We start from the raw sequence: 20847 nt of genomic DNA on the forward strand, positions 1-20847 counted from the left end.
TGCGGCGGAGAGTCGATCGGACAGTCGCTGCCCTCTATGAAAATTAGGGGGGAGGAAAGTCCGGGCTCCATAGGGCGAAGTGCCAGGTAATGCCTGGGAGGCGTGAGCCTACGGAAAGTGCCACAGAAAATAACCGCCTAAGTGCTTCGGCACCGGTAAGGGTGAAAAGGTGCGGTAAGAGCGCACCGCACGTCTGGCAACAGTTCGTGGCTAGGTAAACCCCACTTGGAGCAAGACCAAATAGGGTCCCAAGGCGTGGCCCGCGCTGGGACCGGGTAGGTTGCTAAAGATGTCCAGTGATGGCCATCGTAGACGAATGACTGTTCAAGACAGAACCCGGCTTACAGATCGACTCTCCACCTTTTCCTTTCTCCCTGTTTAAAGTCATGAGCAGGGTGCGCGTAATGGCAATTTCCCTCCTTGTAAATGATTCGCAGAACCCACCTTGTAATACCGAAAAAATCTTACTCTTAATAAATTACTTTAACTTGTGAACGCAGCTTTCTGTGTTCATTCGAATTGTTGGGCAGATTCCACCTCCAGATTCTCGTTACCCCTCCTGATGTGCTCCTAAATCTCAGTTCTGTAAGGGTTTTCCTTTAATCCGCGCCTTGACGGTGCAGTGGGCGCGTTCCTATAGTGTGCGCAAGTGGCGGAAAGTGGCATGAAGTGGGTTTTTTGAGAGCAAAACGCTAATATTTGGAGAAACGCTGACGTGTTTCGCGGAGCTAACGCTATCAGTCTCGACGCAAAGGGCCGTCTCGCCATGCCGAGCCGGTACCGTGACGAGCTCGTTTCGCGTAGTTCCGGACAGTTGATCGTCACCATTGATGCCGTTGATCCATGTTTGTGTGTTTACCCCCTCGATGAGTGGGAAATTATTGAAACCAAGCTGCGCGCACTGCCCTCGCTTCGCGAAGAGAACCGTCGTCTGCAACGTTTGCTGATTGGTAATGCCGTCGACCTCGAGCTCGATGGCAGTGGTCGTTTTCTGGTGCCGCCGCGTCTTCGTGAATATGCCAGGTTGGATAAACGCGCGATGTTGGTGGGCCAGCTGAACAAGTTCCAATTGTGGGACGAAGATGCCTGGAACGCGGTTTCTGCCGCCGACCTTGCTGCTATTCAACAACCGGGCGCCATGCCTGATGAACTGCGTGATTTGATCTTGTGACTATTGATAGCGGCTTTAACCACATCACCGTACTGCTTGACGAGGCTGTCGAGGCTCTCGACGTGCGTGCTGATGGCTGCTATCTGGATGGCACGTTCGGGCGCGGAGGGCACAGTCGGTTGATTCTCAGCAAGCTCGGTCCCGATGGCCGGTTGCTCGGATTCGACAAGGATCCTCAAGCGATTGCCACCGGGCAGACGCTAGCGGCCGAAGACGGCCGCTTTGTCGTTGTGCAGCGCAGCTTTGCCGAGCTTGGGTCGGAAGTGACCGAACGTGGTCTGGCCGGCAAGGTGAGCGGCGTTTTGCTCGACCTGGGCGTATCCTCGCCACAGCTCGATGACCCTGAGCGCGGTTTCAGCTTCCTCAACGATGGTCCGCTGGACATGCGCATGGACCCGTCCCGCGGCATCAGCGCGGCCGAGTTCGTCAATACCGCGCCAGTGGAAGAAATTGCCCGCGTGTTCAAGGAATACGGTGAAGAGCGATTCTCCGGACGCATGGCCCGTGCCGTGGTCGAGCGTCGCGACATCACGCCATTCGAGCGCACGGGCGACCTGGCTGAAGTGCTGAAAGTCGCCAACCCGGCATGGGAGAAGGGCAAGAACCCGGCGACCCGTGCGTTCCAGGGCCTGCGTATTCACGTCAACAACGAACTGGGTGATCTGGAAGCCGGCCTCGAGGCCGCACTGGAATGCCTGGAAGTCGGTGGTCGCCTGGTGGTGATCAGCTTTCACTCGTTGGAAGACCGCATCGTCAAACTGTTCATGCGCAAGCTGGTAAAAGGCGAAGCCGACAACCTGCCGCGCAACCTGCCGGTTCGTCACGTGGCTTTCGAACCCAAAATCAAAGTCCATGGCAAAGCGCAGTCCGCCTCCGAGGCCGAACTCAAAGCCAACCCACGTGCTCGCAGCGCCGTCATGCGCGTTGCGGAGAAGTTGCGGTGAGCAAGCTTTTCGCCAAACCCCTGCCAGGCGGCAGCTTCTTCATGTTGCTGCTGTTTGTTGGCGTGCTCGTGTCGGCCATCGGCGTGTCCTACAGCGCCCACTGGAACCGTCAGTTATTGAACACGCTGTACAATGAGTTGAGCGTGCGCGACAAGGCGCAGGCCGAGTGGGGGCGGTTGATTCTCGAGCAGAGCACCTGGACCGCCCACAGCCGTATCGAAGTGCTGGCCACCGAACAACTGAAGATGCACATTCCTGGCGCCGCTGACGTGCAGATGGTGGCGCCATGATGAAGCTTGAAGGCGCACTGTTCCCGTGGCGGTTTCGCCTGGTGCTGGGCCTGCTCGGCGTCATGGTCGCGGCCATTTGCTGGCGCATCATCGACCTGCAAGTGGTTGACCGTGCCTTCCTCAAAGGCCAAGGCGACGCGCGCAGTGTTCGCCATATCCCGATTCCGGCACACCGTGGCCTGATCACCGACCGTAACGGCGAGCCGCTGGCCGTCAGTACGCCGGTCACCACGCTGTGGGCCAATGCCAAGGAAATGCAACTGGCCAAAGAGAAGTGGCCAGCACTGGCGGCTGCCTTGGGTCAGGATCCGAAAGCCCTGGCCGAGCGCCTTGAGGCGCAAGCCAACAAGGAATTCATTTACCTGGTCCGCGGGTTGACCCCCGAGCAGGGCCAGTCCGTGCTCGACCTCAAAGTACCGGGCGTCTACGGCATCGAAGAGTTCCGCCGCTTCTATCCTGCTGGTGAGGTGACCGCGCACATGGTCGGCTTCACCGACATCGATGATCACGGGCGTGAAGGCGTCGAGCTGGCCTACGATGAGTGGCTCGCCGGGGTGCCCGGCAAGCGACAGGTCATCAAGGACCGGCGCGGGCGACTTATCAAAGATGTTCAGGTGACAAAAAACGCCAAGGCCGGCAAGCCCTTGGCGTTGTCCATTGACCTGCGCCTGCAATACCTGGCCAACCGCGAGTTGCGTAACGCGATCATCGAGAACGGTGCCAAGGCCGGCAGCCTGGTGATCATGGACGTGAAGAGCGGCGAGATCCTCGCCATGGTCAACCAGCCGACCTACAACCCGAACAACCGTCGCAACCTGCAGCCGGCAATGATGCGTAACCGCGCGATGATCGACGTGTTCGAGCCAGGCTCGACCATGAAGGCGATCTCCATGAGTGCCGCCATCGAAACCGGACGCTGGAAACCAACCGACAGCGTCGAGGTTTACCCGGGCACGCTGCAGATCGGCAAATACACCATCAAGGACGTGTCCAAGACCGAAGGTCCGGTGCTGGACATGACCGGCATCCTGATCAACTCCAGTAACGTCGGTATGAGTAAGGTGGCCTTCGACATCGGTGGCGAAACCATCTTCCGTCTGGCGCAGAAGCTCGGCCTCGGCCAGGACACCGGTCTGGGCTTCCCGGGTGAGCGTGTGGGCAACCTGCCCAACTACCGTGAATGGCGTAAGGCCGAAACGGCGACGTTGTCCTACGGCTACGGTATTTCCGTGACTGCGATCCAGTTGGTCCATGCCTTCTCGGCCTTGGCCAACAACGGCCGCCTGGCACCACTGACCCTGATCAAGACCGACAAGGCACCGCAAACCACGCAAGTGCTGCCGGAAAACGTCGCGAAAACCATGCAGACCATGCTGCAGCAAGTGATCGAAGCACCGCGCGGTGTATTCCGTGCCCAAGTGCCGGCGTATCACGTGGGCGGCAAGTCCGGTACTGCACGTAAAACCTCGGTCGGCACCAAAGGCTATGCCGAAAACTCTTATCGCTCACTGTTCGCCGGTTTCGGGCCGATGAGCGACCCGCGCTACGCCATCGTCGTTGTCATCGATGAGCCCACCAAGGCCGGCTACTTCGGTGGCCTGGTCTCTGCGCCCGTATTCAGCAAAGTGATGTCCGGGACCTTGCGTCTGATGAATATCACGCCGGACAACTTGCCGCCTGTCCAACAGGCCAACGCGGTTCCGGCCATTCCACTGAAAGCCAATGGAGGGCGCGGCTGATGTCTCTAAGCCTGAACAAGATTTTCGCCCACGCTGGCCGCGATCTGCTGATCCGTGAGTTGACGATCGACAGCCGCAATGTGCGCGCCGGCGACCTGTTCCTGGCCGTGCCGGGCGGACGCTTCGATGGCCGCGCGCACATTGGCGATGCCTTGCAGCGCGGTGCGGCGGCGGTGGCTTATGAAGTCGAAGGCGCCACCGTGTTGCCGATCACCGACGTTCCGCTGATTCCGGTCAAGGGGCTCGCGGCGCAACTGTCGGACATCGCCGGACGTTTTTACGGTGAGCCGAGCCGTCACCTGAACCTGGTGGGCGTTACCGGCACCAACGGCAAAACCAGTGTGACCCAATTGGTGGCCCAGGCTCTGGACCTGCTCGGCCAGCACTGCGGCATCGTTGGAACATTGGGCACCGGTTTCTACGGCGCGCTGCAAAGCGGCCTGCACACCACGCCGAACCCGATTGCGGTGCAGGCGACCCTGGCCGACTTGAAAAAGGCCGGCGCCAAGGCTGTCGCCATGGAAGTGTCATCCCACGGACTGGACCAGGGCCGGGTCAGCGCATTGGCGTTCGACGTGGCGGTGATGACCAACCTGTCCCGCGATCACCTGGATTACCACGGCACCATGCAGGCCTACGGCGAAGCCAAGGCCAAGCTGTTCGCCTGGAACGACCTGAAATGCCGGGTGGTTAACCTCGATGACGATTTCGGCAAGCAACTGGCCAGTGAAAAACGTGAGCCGCGGCTGATTACCTACAGCTTGCTCGACCGCAGCGCCTACCTGTTCTGCCGCGATGCGCAATTCGACGACGAAGGCGTACGCGCCACGCTGGTCACGCCGCAAGGCGAGCACCATTTGCGCAGTACCTTGCTCGGCCGGTTCAACCTGAGCAACGTGTTGGCCGCCATTGGCGCCTTGCTCGGTCTGGATTACGCACTGGATGAAATTCTCAAGGTCCTGCCCGAGCTCGAAGGCCCGGCAGGGCGCATGCAGCGCCTGGGTGGCGGCACTCAGCCGCTGGTGGTGGTCGACTACGCCCACACCCCGGATGCGTTGGAAAAAGTACTGACGGCGCTGCGTCCCCACGCCAAGGGCCGATTGCTCTGCCTGTTCGGTTGCGGCGGTGATCGCGATCGCGGCAAGCGTCCGCTGATGGCCGAAGTGGTCGAGCGTTTGGCCGATGGCGTCCTGGTCACCGATGACAACCCGCGTACCGAAGATCCCTCGGTGATTTTCGATGACATCCGCGCCGGCTTCTCGAATGTGGATAACGTCACCTTCGTGGCGGGTCGCGGCCAGGCCATCGCCCAGTTGATCGCCGGAGCTTCGGCGGACGATGTGATCGTTCTGGCCGGCAAGGGGCACGAGGACTACCAGGAAATCAACGGCGAGCGCCATGATTTTTCGGACCTGGTCGAGGCCGATCGCGCCCTGACCGCGTGGGAGGTGGCCCATGCTTAAAGCTTTGAAACTCAGTGAACTGACCACCGCCCTCAGCGGCCGCCTGGTCAGCAAGGACGCCACTTTCAACGGCGTCAGCATCGACAGCCGGGCCATCCAACCGGGCCAGTTGTTCATCGCGCTGACCGGTCCGCGTTTTGATGGTCATGACTATCTGAATGAGGTCGCGGCCAAAGGCGCCGTTGGCGCGCTGGTCGAACGGGAAGTTTCTGACAGCACCTTGCCGCAACTGCTGGTCGGCGATACCCGTCAGGCGCTGGGGCAACTCGGTGCGTTGAACCGTGCAGCCTTCGACAAGCCCGTCGCCGCCGTGACCGGTTCCAGCGGCAAGACCACGGTCAAGGAAATGCTCGCCAGCATCCTGCGCACGCGCGGGCCTGTGCACGCCACCCGTGGCAATCTGAATAACGACCTCGGCGTACCGCTGACCCTGCTCGAGCTCGCGCCGGAGCACAGCGCCGCCGTCATCGAACTGGGCGCGTCGCGCCTCGGCGAGATTGCCTACACCGTCGCTATGACCAAGCCCCACGTCGCCATCCTCAACAACGCCGGGACTGCCCACGTTGGCGAGTTTGGCGGCCCGGACAAGATCGTCGAAGCCAAGGGCGAGATCATCGAAGGGCTGGCCGCCGATGGCGTCGCCGTGCTCAATCTTGACGACAAGGCATTCGACATCTGGAAAACCCGCGCCGCCGGTCGCAAGGTGCTGACATTCGCCCTGACCAATAGCCAGGCGGACTTCCATGCCAGCGACCTGTCCACCGATGCTCGCGGTTGCCCGTCGTTCAAACTGCACAGCCCCGAAGGTGTGGAGCACGTTCAACTGAACCTGCTCGGCACCCATAACGTGGCCAACGCCATGGCCGCTGCTGCGGCAGCGTATGCCCTGGGCGTGTCGTTGTTCGGTATCGCCACCGGCCTTGGCGCGGTGCAGCCGGTCAAGGGCCGCACCGTGGCGCAGTTGGCCAGCAATGGCACGCGCGTGATCGATGACACCTATAATGCGAACCCCACTTCCATGTGCGCAGCCGTTGATATTCTCGCCGGCTTTCCCGGCCGCACCGTCCTGGTGCTCGGGGACATCGGCGAATTGGGCGACTGGGCGCAGCAGGGGCACCACGACGTGGGCGAGTACGCCCGTGGCAAGGTCTCGGCTCTGTATGCCGTGGGTCCGATGATGACTCACGCCGTGAACGCTTTTGGCGATCAGGCTTATCACTTTGCCACCCAGGCAGCGCTGATCGAGGCCCTGGGCGCCGAGCAAGATACAAACACCACCATTTTGATCAAGGGTTCGCGCAGCGCGGCGATGGAAAACATCGTCGCCGCCTTGTGCGGGTCCAGTCCGGAGAAACATTAATGCTGCTGCTGCTAGCGGAGTATCTGCAACAGTTCTACAAAGGCTTCGCGGTCTTCCAGTATCTGACCCTGCGCGGGATTCTGGGTGTGTTGACCGCGCTGGTCTTGTCGTTGTGCTATGGCCCCTGGATGATCCGCACCCTGCAGAACCGTCAGATCGGCCAGTCCGTTCGCAACGATGGTCCGCAATCGCACCTGTCCAAGTCGGGTACGCCCACCATGGGCGGCGCACTGATCCTGTCTTCGATCGGCGTCAGCACGCTGCTGTGGGCTGACCTGAGCAACCGTTATGTTTGGGTGGTCTTGCTGGTCACCCTGCTGTTCGGCGCCATCGGCTGGGTGGATGACTACCGCAAGGTCATCGAGAAGAACTCCCGTGGCCTGCCAAGCCGCTGGAAGTATTTCTGGCAGTCGGTGTTCGGCCTCGCGGCGGCGATCTTCCTGTACAAGACCGCAGCAACGCCGGTCGAGACCACGCTGATCCTGCCGATGCTCAAGGACCACAGCATCGCGCTGGGCGCGGGCTTCATCGTCCTGACCTATTTCGTGATTGTCGGCTCGAGCAACGCGGTCAACCTGACCGATGGCCTCGACGGCCTGGCAATCATGCCGACCGTGATGGTCGGCGGTGGCCTGGGGATCTTCTGCTATCTGTCGGGTAACGTGAAGTTCGCCGAATACCTTCTCATTCCTTATGTACCGGGCGCGGGCGAGCTGATCGTGTTCTGCGGCGCGCTGATCGGTGCGGGCCTGGGGTTCCTCTGGTTCAACACCTATCCGGCCCAAGTCTTCATGGGCGACGTCGGCGCACTGGCGCTCGGCGCAGCCCTGGGCACCATCGCGGTGATCGTTCGCCAGGAAATCGTGCTGTTCATCATGGGCGGCGTGTTCGTGATGGAAACCCTGTCGGTGGTCATCCAGGTGGCCTCCTTCAAATTGACCGGTCGCCGTGTGTTCCGCATGGCGCCGATACACCACCACTTTGAACTCAAGGGCTGGCCCGAGCCACGCGTGATCGTCCGTTTCTGGATCATCACCGTGATTCTCGTGCTGATCGGCCTTGCCACCCTGAAGCTGAGGTAGAACGAGTGTCTCTGATCGCTTCTGACCACTTCCGCATCGTTGTCGGCCTCGGCAAGAGCGGCATGTCCCTGGTTCGCTTCCTGGCGAGCCGGGGCACGTCGTTTGCCGTGGCCGATACGCGCGAAAACCCGCCGGAACTGGCCACGCTCAAGCGTGACTATCCGCACGTGGAAGTGCGTTGTGGCGAGCTGGACGTCGAATTCCTGTGCCGTGCCGATGAGCTCTACGTGAGCCCCGGCCTGGCATTGGCGACCCCGGCCCTGCAGGCGGCTGCGGCCCGTGGCGTGAAGTTGTCCGGCGACATCGAGCTGTTCGCGCGTCACGCGAAGGCACCGATCGTGGCCATCAGCGGTTCCAACGCGAAAAGCACCGTGACCACCCTGGTAGGCGAAATGGCTGCAGCCGCAGGCAAGCGCGTCGCCGTGGGTGGCAACCTGGGCACGCCGGCGCTGGACCTGCTGGATGACGACATCGAGCTGTACGTCATGGAGCTGTCGAGTTTCCAATTGGAAACCACCGACCAGCTCAACGCCGAAGTGGCGACCGTGCTCAACATCAGCGAAGACCACATGGACCGCTACAGCGGCCTGCCGGCCTATCACCTGGCCAAGCACCGGATCTTCCGCGGTGCCCGGCAGTTTGTGGTCAACCGGCAGGACGCCCTGACCCGTCCGTTGATGGGCGAAGGTCAACCTTGCTGGACCTTCGGCCTGGGTAAACCCGATTTCAAGGCCTTTGGTATCCGCGAAGAGAACGGCGAGAAATATCTGGCCTTCGAATTCCAGAACCTGATGCCGGTGCGCGAGTTGAAAATTCGCGGTGCCCATAACCAGTCCAACGCCCTCGCGGCCTTGGCGCTGGGGCATGCGGTCGGCCTGCCGTTCGATGCCATGCTCTCGAGCCTGCGCACCTTCGCGGGCCTCGAGCACCGCTGCCAATGGGTCCGAGACCTGGACGGCGTGAGTTACTACAACGACTCCAAGGCCACCAATGTGGGCGCTGCACTGGCCGCCATCGAAGGCCTGGGGGCCGACATTGACGGCAAGCTGGTGCTGATCGCCGGTGGCGATGGCAAGGGTGCCGAATTCAAGGACCTGCGCGATCCGGTGGCTGCCAACTGCCGTGCCGTGATCCTGATGGGTCGTGACTCGGACAAGATCGGCGCGGCCATTGGCGATGGTGTGCAACTGATCCGTGTCGCGTCGCTGGTCGAAGCGGTGGAGCAATGCCGCACCGTTGCCCAACCCGGTGACGCGGTGCTGCTGTCGCCAGCCTGCGCCAGTTTCGACATGTTCAAGAACTACGAAGACCGTGGTCACCAGTTCGTCCATGCAGTGGAGGATCTGGCATGAGCCTTTTGAACATCATCAAGCCGTATCCGTCGCCGATCATCACCGGGCGTGGTATCGACCTCGACTTCCCGATGCTGGCCGGCTGCCTGGCGCTGCTGGGGCTGGGGCTGGTGATGATTGCCTCGGCATCGACCGAAGTGGCGGCGGTGCAATCGGGCAGCGCGCTGTATTACATGATTCGCCACCTGATCTACGTGGCGCTGGGTCTGGGTGCCTGCATTGTCACGATGATGGTCCCGATCGCCACCTGGCAACGCCTGGGCTGGATGATGCTCATTGGTGCGTTTGGCTTGCTGGTGATGGTGATCATCCCCGGGATCGGCCGCGAAGTGAACGGCTCGATGCGCTGGATCGGCTTCAGCTTCTTCAACGTCCAGCCGTCCGAGATCGCCAAGGTCTTCGTGGTGATCTATCTCGCCGGTTACCTGGTGCGTCGCCAGAAAGAAGTGCGCGAGAGCTGGATGGGTTTCTTCAAGCCGTTCATCGTGCTGTTGCCGATGGCCGGCCTGCTGCTGATGGAGCCGGACTTCGGCGCCACCGTCGTCATGATGGGGGCCGCAGCGGCGATGCTCTTCCTCGGTGGGGTCGGACTGTTCCGTTTCTCGCTGATGGTGGTCCTGGCCGTCGCGGCGGTGGTGTTGTTGATTCAAGTGCAGCCGTATCGGATGGCGCGCCTGACCAACTTCGCTGACCCGTGGGCCGACCAGTTCGGTGCCGGCTATCAGTTGTCCCAGGCGCTGATCGCGTTTGGTCGTGGCGAATGGCTCGGCGTTGGCTTGGGCAATAGCGTGCAGAAGCAGTTCTACCTGCCCGAAGCCCACACTGACTTCGTATTCTCGGTTCTGGCCGAAGAACTGGGTGCCGTGGGGTCGTTGTTGACCGTGGCGCTATTCGTTTTCGTTTGTGTGCGCGGCATGTACATCGGTTATTGGGCCGAGAAGTCCAAGCAGTTCTTCGCCGCCTATATCGCCTATGGCTTGTCTTTCCTTTGGATTGGTCAATTCCTGATCAATATCGGGGTGAACGTCGGCCTGCTGCCAACCAAGGGCCTGACCTTGCCGTTCCTCAGCTACGGCGGCAGCTCGTTGGTGATCTGCTGCGCCTGTCTGGGTTTGCTGCTGCGTATCGAGTGGGAGAGTCGGACCCACCTGGGCAGCGAGGAAATGGAGTTCCATGAGAGCGACTTTGCCGAGGAGCCAAGACATGGGCGCTAACGTCCTGATCATGGCCGGCGGCACCGGTGGCCACGTGTTCCCGGCGCTGGCCTGTGCCCGCGAATTCCAGATGCGCGGCTACACGGTGCATTGGCTGGGGACGCCGCGCGGCATCGAAAACGACCTGGTGCCGATGGCCGGTATCGAGTTGCATCGAATCAACGCCAGTGGCCTGCGTGGCAAGGGCAAGTTGTCCCTGCTCAAGGCGCCGTTCATGTTGCTCAAGTCGATCTGGCAGGCGCGCACGATCATTCGTCAGTTGCGCCCGGCATGTGTCGTCGGATTTGGCGGTTATGTGACCGGTCCTGGTGGTGTTGCGGCCAAACTGGCCGGTGTGCCGGTGATCGTTCACGAACAGAACGCTGTGGCCGGTACCGCCAATCGGTTGCTGGTGCCGTTGGCCGCCCGAGTCTGTGAAGCGTTCCCCGACACCTTTACCCTGTCGGACAGCCGACGGACCACGGGTAATCCAGTGCGCTCCGAGCTGTTCCTCGACACCCCGCGACCTGCCCTGGCAGGTCGCAAGGCGCGTTTGCTGATCCTGGGCGGAAGCCTGGGCGCAGAACCGTTGAACAAGTTGCTGCCAGAAGCCCTGGCGCAAGTCGCTCCCGACCTGCGCCCGGAAGTGTTCCATCAGGCTGGCAAAAAACACGATGAAGTGACTGCAGAGCGCTATCGCGCCGCTGGCGTCGAGGCGCAAGTGCAGCCTTTCATCAAAGACATGGCCCAAGCCTATGGCTGGGCTGACCTGGTGGTGTGCCGTGCAGGCGCATTGACCATCAGTGAACTGGCCGCCGCCGGTCTGCCCTCGATGCTGGTGCCTTTGCCCCACGCGATCGACGACCACCAGACCCGCAACGCCGATTATTTGGCCCGCGAAGGTGCTGCCTTCCTGATGCCGCAAAGAACGACTGGTGCAGCGGATCTTGCCGCTCGCCTGACAGAGGTTTTGATGCAACCACAACGACTCACCGACATGGCGGCCGCTGCCCGTCGCCTGGCCAAACCCGATGCCACCCGTAACGTGGTCGATACCTGCCTGGAGGTGGCCCATGGTTGAGAATCAGAAAGCCATGCCGCAACCGGAAATGCGCCGCATCCGTCATATCCACTTCGTGGGTATCGGCGGCGTGGGCATGTGCGGCATCGCCGAAGTGTTGCTGAACCTGGGTTATGAAGTGTCCGGCTCCGACCTCAAAGCGTCGCCGGTGACTGAGCGCCTGGAAACCTTTGGTGCGCAGATTTTCATTGGTCACCGCGCCGAAAACGCCGCTGCCGCTGACGTGCTGGTGGTGTCGAGCGCGGTGAACACCTCCAACCCGGAAGTTGCCACCGCGCTGGAGCGTCGCATTCCCGTGGTGCCGCGCGCCGAAATGCTGGCCGAGCTGATGCGCTATCGCCACGGCATTGCCGTTGCCGGTACCCACGGCAAAACCACCACCACCAGCCTGATTGCCTCGGTGTTTGCCGCCGGTGGCCTGGACCCGACCTTCGTCATCGGTGGCCGCCTGAACGCCGCGGGCACCAATGCACAACTCGGTACCAGTCGTTACCTGATCGCGGAAGCCGATGAAAGTGACGCCAGCTTCCTGCACCTGCAACCGCTGGTGGCCGTGGTGACCAATATTGACGCCGACCACATGGCGACCTACGACGGTGACTTCAACAAACTGAAGAAAACCTTTGTCGAGTTCCTCCACAACCTGCCGTTCTACGGTCTGGCCGTGGTGTGCCTCGATGATCCAGTCGTGCGTGAAATCCTGCCTCAGGTCAAACGTCCGACCGTGACCTATGGCTTCGGCGACGACTGCGACGTGCGTGCGATCAATGTACGCCAGCAGGGTATGCAGACGTTCTTCACCGTACTGCGTCCTGACCGTGAGCCACTGGACGTCTCGGTGAATATGCCGGGCAATCACAACGTGCTCAACGCACTGGCGACCATCTGCATTGCCACCGACGAAGGCGTCAGTGACGAAGCCATTGTCCAGGGGCTGTCCGGGTTCCAGGGCGTGGGTCGACGCTTCCAGGTCTACGGCGAACTGCCGGTCGAAGGCGGCAACGTGATGCTGGTCGACGATTACGGTCACCACCCGACCGAGGTCGCCGCCGTGATCAAGGCCGTACGCGGTGGCTGGCCGGAGCGCCGGTTGGTGATGGTTTATCAGCCGCACCGCTACAGCCGGACCCGTGACCTATACGACGATTTCGTCCAGGTGCTGGCCGACGCCAACGTCCTGTTGCTGATGGAAGTGTACCCGGCAGGCGAAGAGCCGATCCCGGGCGCTGACAGCCGCAAGCTGTGCAACAGCATCCGTCAGCGCGGCCAGCTCGACCCGATCTACATCGAGCGCGGTGTCGACCTCGCGCCCGTGGTCAAGCCGCTGCTGCGTGCCGGCGACATCCTGCTGTGCCAGGGCGCCGGTGATGTGGGCGGCCTCGCTCCGAATCTGTTGAAAAGTCCGTTGTTCACCGGCGCCGTGGCGGCACCGGCCGTGGGGAAATTGAAATGACTGCTGCATACGCGAACCTCGTCTCCACTGTCGCGCCGAAGGACTTCGGTCGCGTCGCCGTGCTGTTCGGCGGCAAGAGTGCCGAACGTGAGGTGTCCCTGAAATCGGGCAACGCGGTCCTCCAGGCGCTGCAAGACGCCGGCGTTGACGCATTCGGCCTCGACGTCGGAGACGATCTGTTGCAGCGGCTGCTGAGCGAGAAAATCGACCGGGCCTTCATCATTCTCCACGGTCGTGGCGGTGAGGACGGCAGCATGCAGGGGCTGTTGGAGTGCCTGGGCATTCCGTACACCGGCAGCGGCATCCTCGCGTCGGCGTTGGCCATGGACAAGCTGCGGACCAAGCAGGTCTGGCAAAGCCTCGGCATCCCGACGCCGCGTCACGCCGTGTTGACTTGCGAGGCCGATTGTATTTCGGCAGCGACGGAACTGGGCTTTCCTTTGATCGTCAAACCGGCCCATGAAGGTTCAAGTATCGGTATGGCCAAAGTGACTTCCTGCGACGCCTTGATCGACGCCTGGAAAGCGGCCAGTACCTACGATTCGCAAGTGTTGGTCGAGCAATGGATTCAAGGTCCCGAGTTCACCATCGCCACGCTGCGTGACCAGGTGTTGCCTCCGATCGCCCTGGGCACGACACACAGTTTCTACGACTACGACGCCAAGTACATCGCCAACGATACCCAGTACCGCATTCCATGCGGGCTGGACAGCACCAAGGAACAGGAACTGATGGACCTCACGGCCAAGGCGTGTGAGGCGTTGGGTATCGCCGGTTGGGGCAGGGCAGACGTGATGCAGGATGCTGACGGTCAATTCTGGTTCCTTGAAGTCAACACCGCACCGGGCATGACCGATCACAGCCTGGTGCCGATGGCGGCACGTGCCGCCGGCCTGGATTTCCAGCAACTGGTGCTGGCAATCCTGGCGGCAAGCATTGCCGACAACGAAGAGCCGCGAGGGTAAGTCCATGCGAGGCGCTCAGCTGCGACATCAGCCCCCACCCGCACCCGGCCGCAAGCCGGTGCCACGGGGTGCAAGCCGAATGGTGGCCAAGGAGCCGATGTCCGCACGCCTGCCCAAAGCCAATTTTGGCTTTCTCAAAGCCTTGGCCTGGCCGGTATTGCTGGTTGGGCTGGGGTTCGGCACCTACGAGGGCGCGCAAAGGTTGCTGCCGTATGCGGACCGGCCGATCACCAAGGTCGCGGTACAGGGCGACCTCAGCTACATCAGCCAGCAAGCGGTGCAGCAGCGGATCGCCCCCTACGTGGCGTCGAGCTTCTTCACCATCGACCTGGCGAGCATGCGCACCGAGCTTGAGCAGATGCCATGGATTGCCCACGCCGAAGTGCGTCGGGTGTGGCCGGATCAGGTCGTGATCCGCCTGGAAGAACAACTGCCGGTTGCCCGGTGGGGCGATGAGTCCCTGTTGAACAACCAGGGCCAGGCGTTCACCCCGCGTGAGCTGGCGAACTACGAACACCTGCCGCAGTTGTTCGGCCCACAACGGGCCCAGCAGCAAGTGATGCAGCAATACCAGGTGCTGAGCCAGATGCTCCGGCCGCTGGGCTTCTCGATTGCGCGCCTGGAGTTGCGTGAACGGGGTAGTTGGTTCCTGACCACCGGTGCCGGCAGTTCGGGCCCGGGGATCGAGCTGCTGCTGGGCCGCGGCAACCAGGTAGAGAAGATGCGCCGTTTCATTGCCATCTATGACAAGACGCTTAAAGAACAGATTACGAACATTGCGAGTATCGATCTGCGTTACGCCAACGGCCTGGCTGTTGGCTGGCGGGAACCGGTAGCGCCCACGACAGCCCAACCCGCTGTCGCGAAGAATTAAGAGAGGCAGGACCCATGGCAAACGTGCAAAGCGGCAAAATGATCGTCGGTCTCGATATCGGCACCTCCAAGGTGGTGGCGCTGGTCGGTGAGGTCGGGGACGACGGCACGCTGGATATCGTCGGGATCGGCACTCATCCGTCCCGCGGCCTGAAGAAGGGCGTGGTGGTGAACATCGAATCCACCGTGCAGTCGATCCAGCGCGCGATTGAAGAAGCGCAACTGATGGCCGGTTGCCGAATTCACTCGGCGTTCGTCGGCGTGGCGGGCAATCACATCCGCAGCCTCAACTCCCATGGCATCGTCGCCATTCGCGATCGTGAGGTCAGCACCGCCGACCTGGAGCGCGTGCTTGACGCCGCCCAGGCCGTGGCGATCCCGGCGGATCAGCGCGTGCTGCACACCCTGCCGCAGGATTATGTGATCGATAACCAGGAAGGCGTGCGCGAGCCGCTGGGCATGTCCGGCGTGCGCCTGGAGGCCAAGGTCCACGTGGTCACCTGCGCCGTCAACGCCGCGCAGAACATCGAGAAGTGCGTGCGCCGCTGTGGCCTGGAAATCGACGACATCATCCTTGAGCAACTGGCGTCCGCGTATTCGGTACTGACCGACGACGAAAAAGAGCTGGGCGTCTGCCTGGTGGACATCGGTGGCGGCACCACTGACATCGCGATCTTCACCGAAGGCGCGATCCGTCACACCGCCGTGATCCCGATTGCTGGCGATCAGGTGACCAACGACATCGCAATGGCGTTGCGCACACCGACCCAGTACGCCGAAGAAATCAAGATCCGCTATGCCTGCGCGCTGGCCAAGCTGGCCGGTGCCGGTGAGACCATCAAGGTGCCAAGCGTAGGCGACCGTCCACCGCGTGAGTTGTCCCGCCAGGCCCTGGCCGAAGTGGTCGAGCCGCGTTACGACGAGCTGTTCACGCTGATCCAGGCCGAGCTGCGACGCAGCGGGTACGAAGACCTGATCCCGGCCGGCATCGTGCTGACCGGTGGTACGTCGAAAATGGAAGGCGCCACCGAGCTGGCCGAAGAGATCTTCCACATGCCGGTACGCCTGGGCGTGCCCCACGGCGTGAAAGGCCTGGATGACGTGGTGCGCAACCCGATCTATTCCACAGGCGTTGGTTTGTTGATGTACGGCCTGCAAAAGCAGTCCGACGGGGTTTCGTTCTCGGGCATCGGCAGCCGTGACAGCTACAGCAATGAAGAACCCAAAGGTGCCCTGCTCGATCGCATCAAGAGCTGGGTACAAGGCAACTTTTAAAGAAGCAGCAGCAAGCTTCAAGCTTGAAGCTGCAAGACAGAGCAAGCAGCAACACGCAGTAACGCAGTAGGCGAAAAAAACTAGAGAACGTAAAGGAGAGGGAAAATGTTCGAACTCGTAGACAACGTCCCCGCAAGCCCGGTCATCAAGGTCATCGGTGTTGGCGGAGGCGGCGGCAACGCCGTCAATCACATGGTCAAGAGCAACATTGAAGGCGTTGAGTTCATCTGCGCCAACACTGATGCCCAGGCGCTGAAAAGCATCAGCGCGCGGACCATCCTGCAACTGGGTACTGGCGTGACCAAAGGTCTGGGCGCCGGTGCCAACCCTGAAGTGGGCCGTCAGGCCGCTCTCGAAGATCGTGAGCGCATCGCCGAAGTCCTGCAGGGCACCAACATGGTGTTCATCACCACTGGCATGGGCGGTGGTACCGGTACGGGTGCTGCGCCGATCATTGCCGAAGTCGCCAAGGAAATGGGGATCCTCACCGTTGCGGTGGTGACCCGTCCGTTCCCGTTCGAAGGCCGCAAGCGCATGCAACTCGCCGACGAAGGCATTCGTCTGCTGTCCGAAAGCGTCGACTCGTTGATCACCATTCCCAACGAGAAGCTGCTGACTATCCTCGGGAAGGACGCCAGCCTGCTGTCGGCTTTCGCCAAGGCTGACGATGTACTGGCCGGTGCTGTTCGCGGTATCTCCGACATCATCAAGCGTCCGGGCATGATCAACGTCGACTTTGCCGACGTACGTACCGTGATGAGCGAGATGGGCATGGCGATGATGGGCACTGGCTGCGCCAGCGGTCCGAACCGTGCACGCGAAGCCACCGAAGCGGCCATCCGCAACCCGTTGCTCGAAGACGTGAACCTGCAAGGTGCGCGCGGCATCCTGGTGAACATCACCGCAGGTCCAGACCTGTCCCTGGGTGAGTACTCCGACGTGGGTAGCATCATCGAAGCCTTCGCTTCCGAGCATGCGATGGTCAAGGTCGGTACCGTTATCGATCCGGACATGCGCGACGAACTGCACGTAACCGTGGTTGCCACCGGTCTGGGTGCAAAAATCGAGAAGCCTGTGAAGGTCATCGACAACACCGTTCACACCTCCATGGCAGCACAACCGCAAACTGCGGCGCCCGCTCGTCAGGAAGCGCCAGCGGTGAATTACCGTGACCTGGACCGTCCGACCGTCATGCGCAACCAGGCCCAGGCCGGTGCTGCGACTGCTGCGAAGATGAATCCGCAAGATGATCTGGACTATCTGGACATCCCGGCTTTCCTGCGTCGTCAGGCCGATTGATGGAATGTATCAGGGCTATGAAGGTGATTGGTGTTCAGCAAAGGCATGGTCTGCTATTATCGCCAGCCTTTGTTGATACCAGTTCGCAATTTGCGCTGAAGCGGCCCAAGCCATGATTAAACAACGCACACTGAAAAATATTATCCGTGCCACAGGTGTTGGTCTGCACTCCGGCGAGAAGGTCTACCTGACCCTCAAGCCTGCACCGATTGACACCGGCATCGTCTTTCGCCGTGCCGACCTCGATCCTGTGGTCGAGATCCCGGCTCGTGCCGCCAACGTCGGCGAGACAACCATGTCGACGACGCTGGTCAACGGTGACGTGAAAGTGGATACGGTTGAGCACTTGCTTTCGGCCATGGCTGGCCTGGGCATCGATAACGCCTACGTCGAGCTCTCCGCGTCCGAAGTCCCGATCATGGATGGCAGCGCTGGACCCTTCGTATTTCTGATTCAATCGGCAGGCCTGGAAGAACAGGATGCTGCCAAGAAATTCATCCGTATCCTGCGGGAAGTGACAGTGGAAGACGGCGACAAGCGCGCCACTTTCGTCCCTTTCGAAGGTTTCAAGGTGAGTTTCGAGATCGATTTCGATCATCCGGTTTTCCGTGACCGCACCCAGAGTGCAAGCGTGGATTTTTCCAGCACTTCGTTCGTAAAAGAAGTCAGCCGCGCCCGTACCTTTGGTTTCATGAGTGACATCGAGTACCTGCGCAAGCACAACCTCGCACTCGGCGGCAGCGTTGAAAACGCGATCGTGGTCGATTCCGATGGTGTACTGAACGAAGACGGCCTTCGTTATGAAGACGAATTCGTGAAGCACAAGATTCTCGATGCAATTGGTGACCTCTACCTGCTGGGCAATAGCCTGATTGGTGAGTTCAAGGGCTTCAAGTCCGGCCACGCACTGAACAACCAGCTGCTGCGCAAGTTGATTGAGCAGACAGATGCCTGGGAAGTCGTGACCTTTGAAGACGCCAGCACCGCACCAATCTCTTACATGCGTCCTGTTGCGGCTGTGTAAGTAAAAAACCTCTCTAGTTTTTTAAAGGCTGCCTTCGGGTGGCCTTTTTTTATGCCTGCGATTTTGTGGATGGGCCCGATCCTCTGTAGGAGCGAGCATGCTCGCGATGGAGGGTCAGGCTCCGAGGGGTGTCAGGCCACCAGTGTTATCGTTAACGACCATCGCGACGGTTCGACGCCTCGACATGCTCGCTCCTACAGGGAGGTGGCGTGTATTCAGGTTGCACTGACCACCCGATTCCGCCCTCCATCCTTGGCCTGATACAACGCCCTGTCCGCCGCGATGAGCAGTTGCTCCAGGCTGTAATGGGTGGCGGTGGTCCAGGTGCTGATGCCGATACTGACCGTAATCGGCGACTCGACCCCCGCCACGAATGGCAGCTGTTCCACGGCCAGCCGAATGTGTTCGGCAATCAATTTCGCGCCCGCACCGTCCGTTTCCGCCAGCACCACGGAAAACTCTTCTCCACCATAGCGCGCCACCAAATCGGCCGGTCGTCGCACATTGTCACCGATCACCTTGGCCAGCGCGCGCAACGCTTCATCACCGGCCTGATGACCATGTTGATCATTGAACGCCTTGAAATGATCGGCATCAATCATCAATAAGGACAGAGGCTTGCCTGAGCGCTGTGCACGAAACCACTCATGGCGTAGCGTCTGGTCCAACATCCGACGGTTGGCAACGCCGGTCAGCGCGTCGGTGGCAGCCAACTGCGCCAGTTCCTGCTCCGCCATGTGGCGCAGGCGCAGCTCTCGGCACAGTAGGACGGTCAGCCACAGCAGGCCAATGCACAACACCCCCGTGGCGCCGCTGATCACTAGGGCGGTGCGTCGCCAGGCGGCGAACACATCGTTGCCGGAGAGCGCAACGATCACGGTCAACGGCAGGTTGCCGACCCTGGAAAAGGTGTACAGACGTTGCCGGCCGTCGATGCTCGACACGCTATCGAAGCTGCCGTTGCGCTCGCGCAGGATGCGCTGGACGTTGGGGCGGTCGGCGAAACTTCTGCCGATCGGATCATTCTCGAGATGGGGCTTTTGTGCGAGCAGGATACCGTCGTCGCTGATGATCGACAGGATGCCGCCTTCGCCGATGTCCAGACTTTTGAACAGTTGATCGAAATAGCTCAGCCGCATCGACGCGACGGCGACGCCGAGAAATTCCCCTGTGGTCGAGGAAATACGCCGGCTGAAATGGATCCGCCAGCTGTCATCGTCCTCGCTCGGCCGGCTGATGAACATTTCCCTGTCAGGGCTGGCGGCATGCGCCAGGAAGTAATCGCGATCGGAAAAGTTACCCGGTTTGGGATCGATCCGTGACGAATCTGCCAGCACCTCGCCGTTGGGGGCCAGCAACAGGATGACACCCTTGAAGCGAGCGCTGGTGGACCGGTCGAACAGCGCCAGATGACGGATCTGCGCAGACACCTGTTTCAGGTCATCCCTTTGCGAGGCGGCAATCAGGCCTTGCAGGCTCAGGTCATAGAGTTCGACGGTGCGCAGTACGTCGGCATCGATCAGTTGGGCAATGGTGGTTGCGCTGCGTGTGGCTGCTTGCTGGGCACCGGCGCGTTCGCGGATCAGCAGAAAAGTGACGATGGCGATGATGGCGATGACGGTCAGTGAACTGCCTAGTATTGCCAGGATCTCGGGGCGTCCGCTACTGCGTGATGGAATGTGAGTACGACTGGTGGTCATTGGGCTGGCTTGTCTGCTGGAGTGACAGATTAAGCGTAGCCCTAACCGCATGACCTGTAGGAGCGAGCATGCTCGCGATGGACACAAGGCCACCGCGGAGTGTCAAGCTGCCAGCGTTTTCGTTGACGACCATCGCGACGGTTCGACGCCTCGACGTGCTCGCTCCTACAGTGACTTGGGTTACCGTTACGCCTTGTGTAACAAATACAAAAAAAGCCGCTGACAGGCAGCGGCTTTGAAGACAACTTTTCCAAGGGAAGAGCCGAGGAAAAGTGTCGAGGGAAACGTCGCGATCAGCTGTCTTTCTCAACCTGTGGCTGGGCCTGGACACTCGATGCTTGAGGGGTTTGCGTAGCGCCCGCTGCTTTGGCTGTCATTTCGCTCTGGTGTTGTTCGAACGCCGCTGTGCGTGCGGCATTGTGCGCGGCGAAGGTCTGCGACTCTTCAGCCATGGCGAACGGAGAGACGAACAGGGAAGACAAAACGAACGCGCTGGCAATACCCATACTGTTGGACATCTTTAAAACCTTCTTGCTTGGCAAGTGCTGTTTGGTGCGGGCAAAGATAAGGGGCATCGAGGCGG

Annotated in this window: 18 protein-coding genes and 1 other RNA gene; 17 read left to right on the forward strand and 2 right to left on the reverse strand. The window is 60.9% G+C overall.

Features of this window, described 5'->3' with window-relative positions; all coding sequences use genetic code 11:
* Window positions 1-8: 8 nt before the first annotated feature.
* The 17 genes from rnpB to lpxC all read left to right on the forward strand — a co-directional run bounded on the left by rnpB (window position 9) and on the right by lpxC (window position 18564).
* Window positions 9-360: RNase P RNA component class A (rnpB, locus tag AB4N33_RS26625), an RNA gene on the forward strand.
* Between the two features lie 355 nt (window positions 361-715).
* A complete protein-coding gene (gene mraZ, locus AB4N33_RS26630; RefSeq protein ID WP_186530428.1) occupies window positions 716-1171 on the forward strand; it encodes a division/cell wall cluster transcriptional repressor MraZ in 456 nt (151 codons plus the stop codon).
* Window positions 1168-2115 (forward strand): 16S rRNA (cytosine(1402)-N(4))-methyltransferase RsmH, encoded by a 948-nt coding sequence (gene rsmH / locus AB4N33_RS26635; protein WP_476458576.1) that lies wholly within the window; start codon window positions 1168-1170, stop codon window positions 2113-2115. Before mraZ ends, rsmH begins: the two co-directional genes overlap by 4 nt.
* Window positions 2112-2405: a cell division protein FtsL gene (ftsL, locus tag AB4N33_RS26640; protein ID WP_368555240.1), complete on the forward strand. Its 294-nt coding sequence runs from the start codon at window positions 2112-2114 to the stop codon at window positions 2403-2405. The genes rsmH and ftsL overlap by 4 nt, the downstream gene beginning before the upstream one ends.
* On the forward strand, window positions 2405-4144 hold the full coding sequence (locus tag AB4N33_RS26645; RefSeq protein ID WP_460126557.1) for a peptidoglycan D,D-transpeptidase FtsI family protein: 1740 nt from the start codon (window positions 2405-2407) through the stop codon (window positions 4142-4144). The genes ftsL and AB4N33_RS26645 overlap by 1 nt, the downstream gene beginning before the upstream one ends.
* The gene (locus AB4N33_RS26650) at window positions 4144-5607 is read left to right on the forward strand and encodes a UDP-N-acetylmuramoyl-L-alanyl-D-glutamate--2,6-diaminopimelate ligase (protein WP_476458577.1); all 1464 of its coding nucleotides are present in this window, start codon (window positions 4144-4146) and stop codon (window positions 5605-5607) included. The genes AB4N33_RS26645 and AB4N33_RS26650 overlap by 1 nt, the downstream gene beginning before the upstream one ends.
* Window positions 5600-6967 (forward strand): UDP-N-acetylmuramoyl-tripeptide--D-alanyl-D-alanine ligase, encoded by a 1368-nt coding sequence (locus tag AB4N33_RS26655; RefSeq protein ID WP_476458578.1) that lies wholly within the window; start codon window positions 5600-5602, stop codon window positions 6965-6967. The genes AB4N33_RS26650 and AB4N33_RS26655 overlap by 8 nt, the downstream gene beginning before the upstream one ends.
* The gene (gene mraY / locus AB4N33_RS26660; RefSeq protein WP_460121072.1) at window positions 6967-8049 is read left to right on the forward strand and encodes a phospho-N-acetylmuramoyl-pentapeptide-transferase; all 1083 of its coding nucleotides are present in this window, start codon (window positions 6967-6969) and stop codon (window positions 8047-8049) included. The genes AB4N33_RS26655 and mraY overlap by 1 nt, the downstream gene beginning before the upstream one ends.
* A gap of 5 nt (window positions 8050-8054) precedes the next feature.
* Entirely contained in the window at window positions 8055-9401 is a 1347-nt protein-coding gene (gene murD, locus AB4N33_RS26665; protein ID WP_476458579.1) for a UDP-N-acetylmuramoyl-L-alanine--D-glutamate ligase, read from the forward strand.
* Window positions 9398-10615, forward strand: a complete 1218-nt coding sequence (ftsW, locus tag AB4N33_RS26670) for a putative lipid II flippase FtsW (protein WP_460121076.1) — start codon at window positions 9398-9400, stop codon at window positions 10613-10615. Before murD ends, ftsW begins: the two co-directional genes overlap by 4 nt.
* Window positions 10605-11675, forward strand: a complete 1071-nt coding sequence (murG, locus tag AB4N33_RS26675; protein ID WP_460121078.1) for an undecaprenyldiphospho-muramoylpentapeptide beta-N-acetylglucosaminyltransferase — start codon at window positions 10605-10607, stop codon at window positions 11673-11675. The genes ftsW and murG overlap by 11 nt, the downstream gene beginning before the upstream one ends.
* A complete protein-coding gene (gene murC, locus AB4N33_RS26680; protein WP_460121080.1) occupies window positions 11668-13128 on the forward strand; it encodes a UDP-N-acetylmuramate--L-alanine ligase in 1461 nt (486 codons plus the stop codon). The genes murG and murC overlap by 8 nt, the downstream gene beginning before the upstream one ends.
* The gene (locus AB4N33_RS26685) at window positions 13125-14093 is read left to right on the forward strand and encodes a D-alanine--D-alanine ligase (RefSeq protein ID WP_476458580.1); all 969 of its coding nucleotides are present in this window, start codon (window positions 13125-13127) and stop codon (window positions 14091-14093) included. The genes murC and AB4N33_RS26685 overlap by 4 nt, the downstream gene beginning before the upstream one ends.
* Window positions 14094-14097: 4 nt before the next feature.
* A complete protein-coding gene (locus AB4N33_RS26690) occupies window positions 14098-14967 on the forward strand; it encodes a cell division protein FtsQ/DivIB (RefSeq protein WP_460121083.1) in 870 nt (289 codons plus the stop codon).
* 14 nt (window positions 14968-14981) lie between these two features.
* Entirely contained in the window at window positions 14982-16241 is a 1260-nt protein-coding gene (ftsA, locus tag AB4N33_RS26695) for a cell division protein FtsA (RefSeq protein WP_460121085.1), read from the forward strand.
* Window positions 16242-16346: 105 nt separating this feature from the next.
* Complete coding sequence (gene ftsZ / locus AB4N33_RS26700; RefSeq protein ID WP_460121087.1) at window positions 16347-17540, forward strand: cell division protein FtsZ; 1194 nt, start codon at window positions 16347-16349, stop codon at window positions 17538-17540.
* A gap of 112 nt (window positions 17541-17652) precedes the next feature.
* Entirely contained in the window at window positions 17653-18564 is a 912-nt protein-coding gene (lpxC, locus tag AB4N33_RS26705) for a UDP-3-O-acyl-N-acetylglucosamine deacetylase (RefSeq protein ID WP_460121089.1), read from the forward strand.
* 215 nt (window positions 18565-18779) lie between these two features.
* Here the strand turns inward: lpxC and AB4N33_RS26710 are convergent, their stop codons facing one another.
* Window positions 18780-20264, reverse strand: coding sequence for a GGDEF domain-containing protein (locus AB4N33_RS26710; protein ID WP_476458581.1), 1485 nt, complete (start codon window positions 20262-20264; stop codon window positions 18780-18782).
* A 293-nt stretch (window positions 20265-20557) separates the two neighbouring features.
* Window positions 20558-20782 carry a hypothetical protein gene (locus tag AB4N33_RS26715; RefSeq protein WP_460126559.1) on the reverse strand — a complete coding sequence of 75 codons (225 nt, stop codon included), beginning with the start codon at window positions 20780-20782 and terminating at the stop codon, window positions 20558-20560.
* Between the last annotated feature and the right edge of the window lie 65 nt (window positions 20783-20847).

This window comes from Pseudomonas sp. S1_E05 (assembly GCF_056337105.1).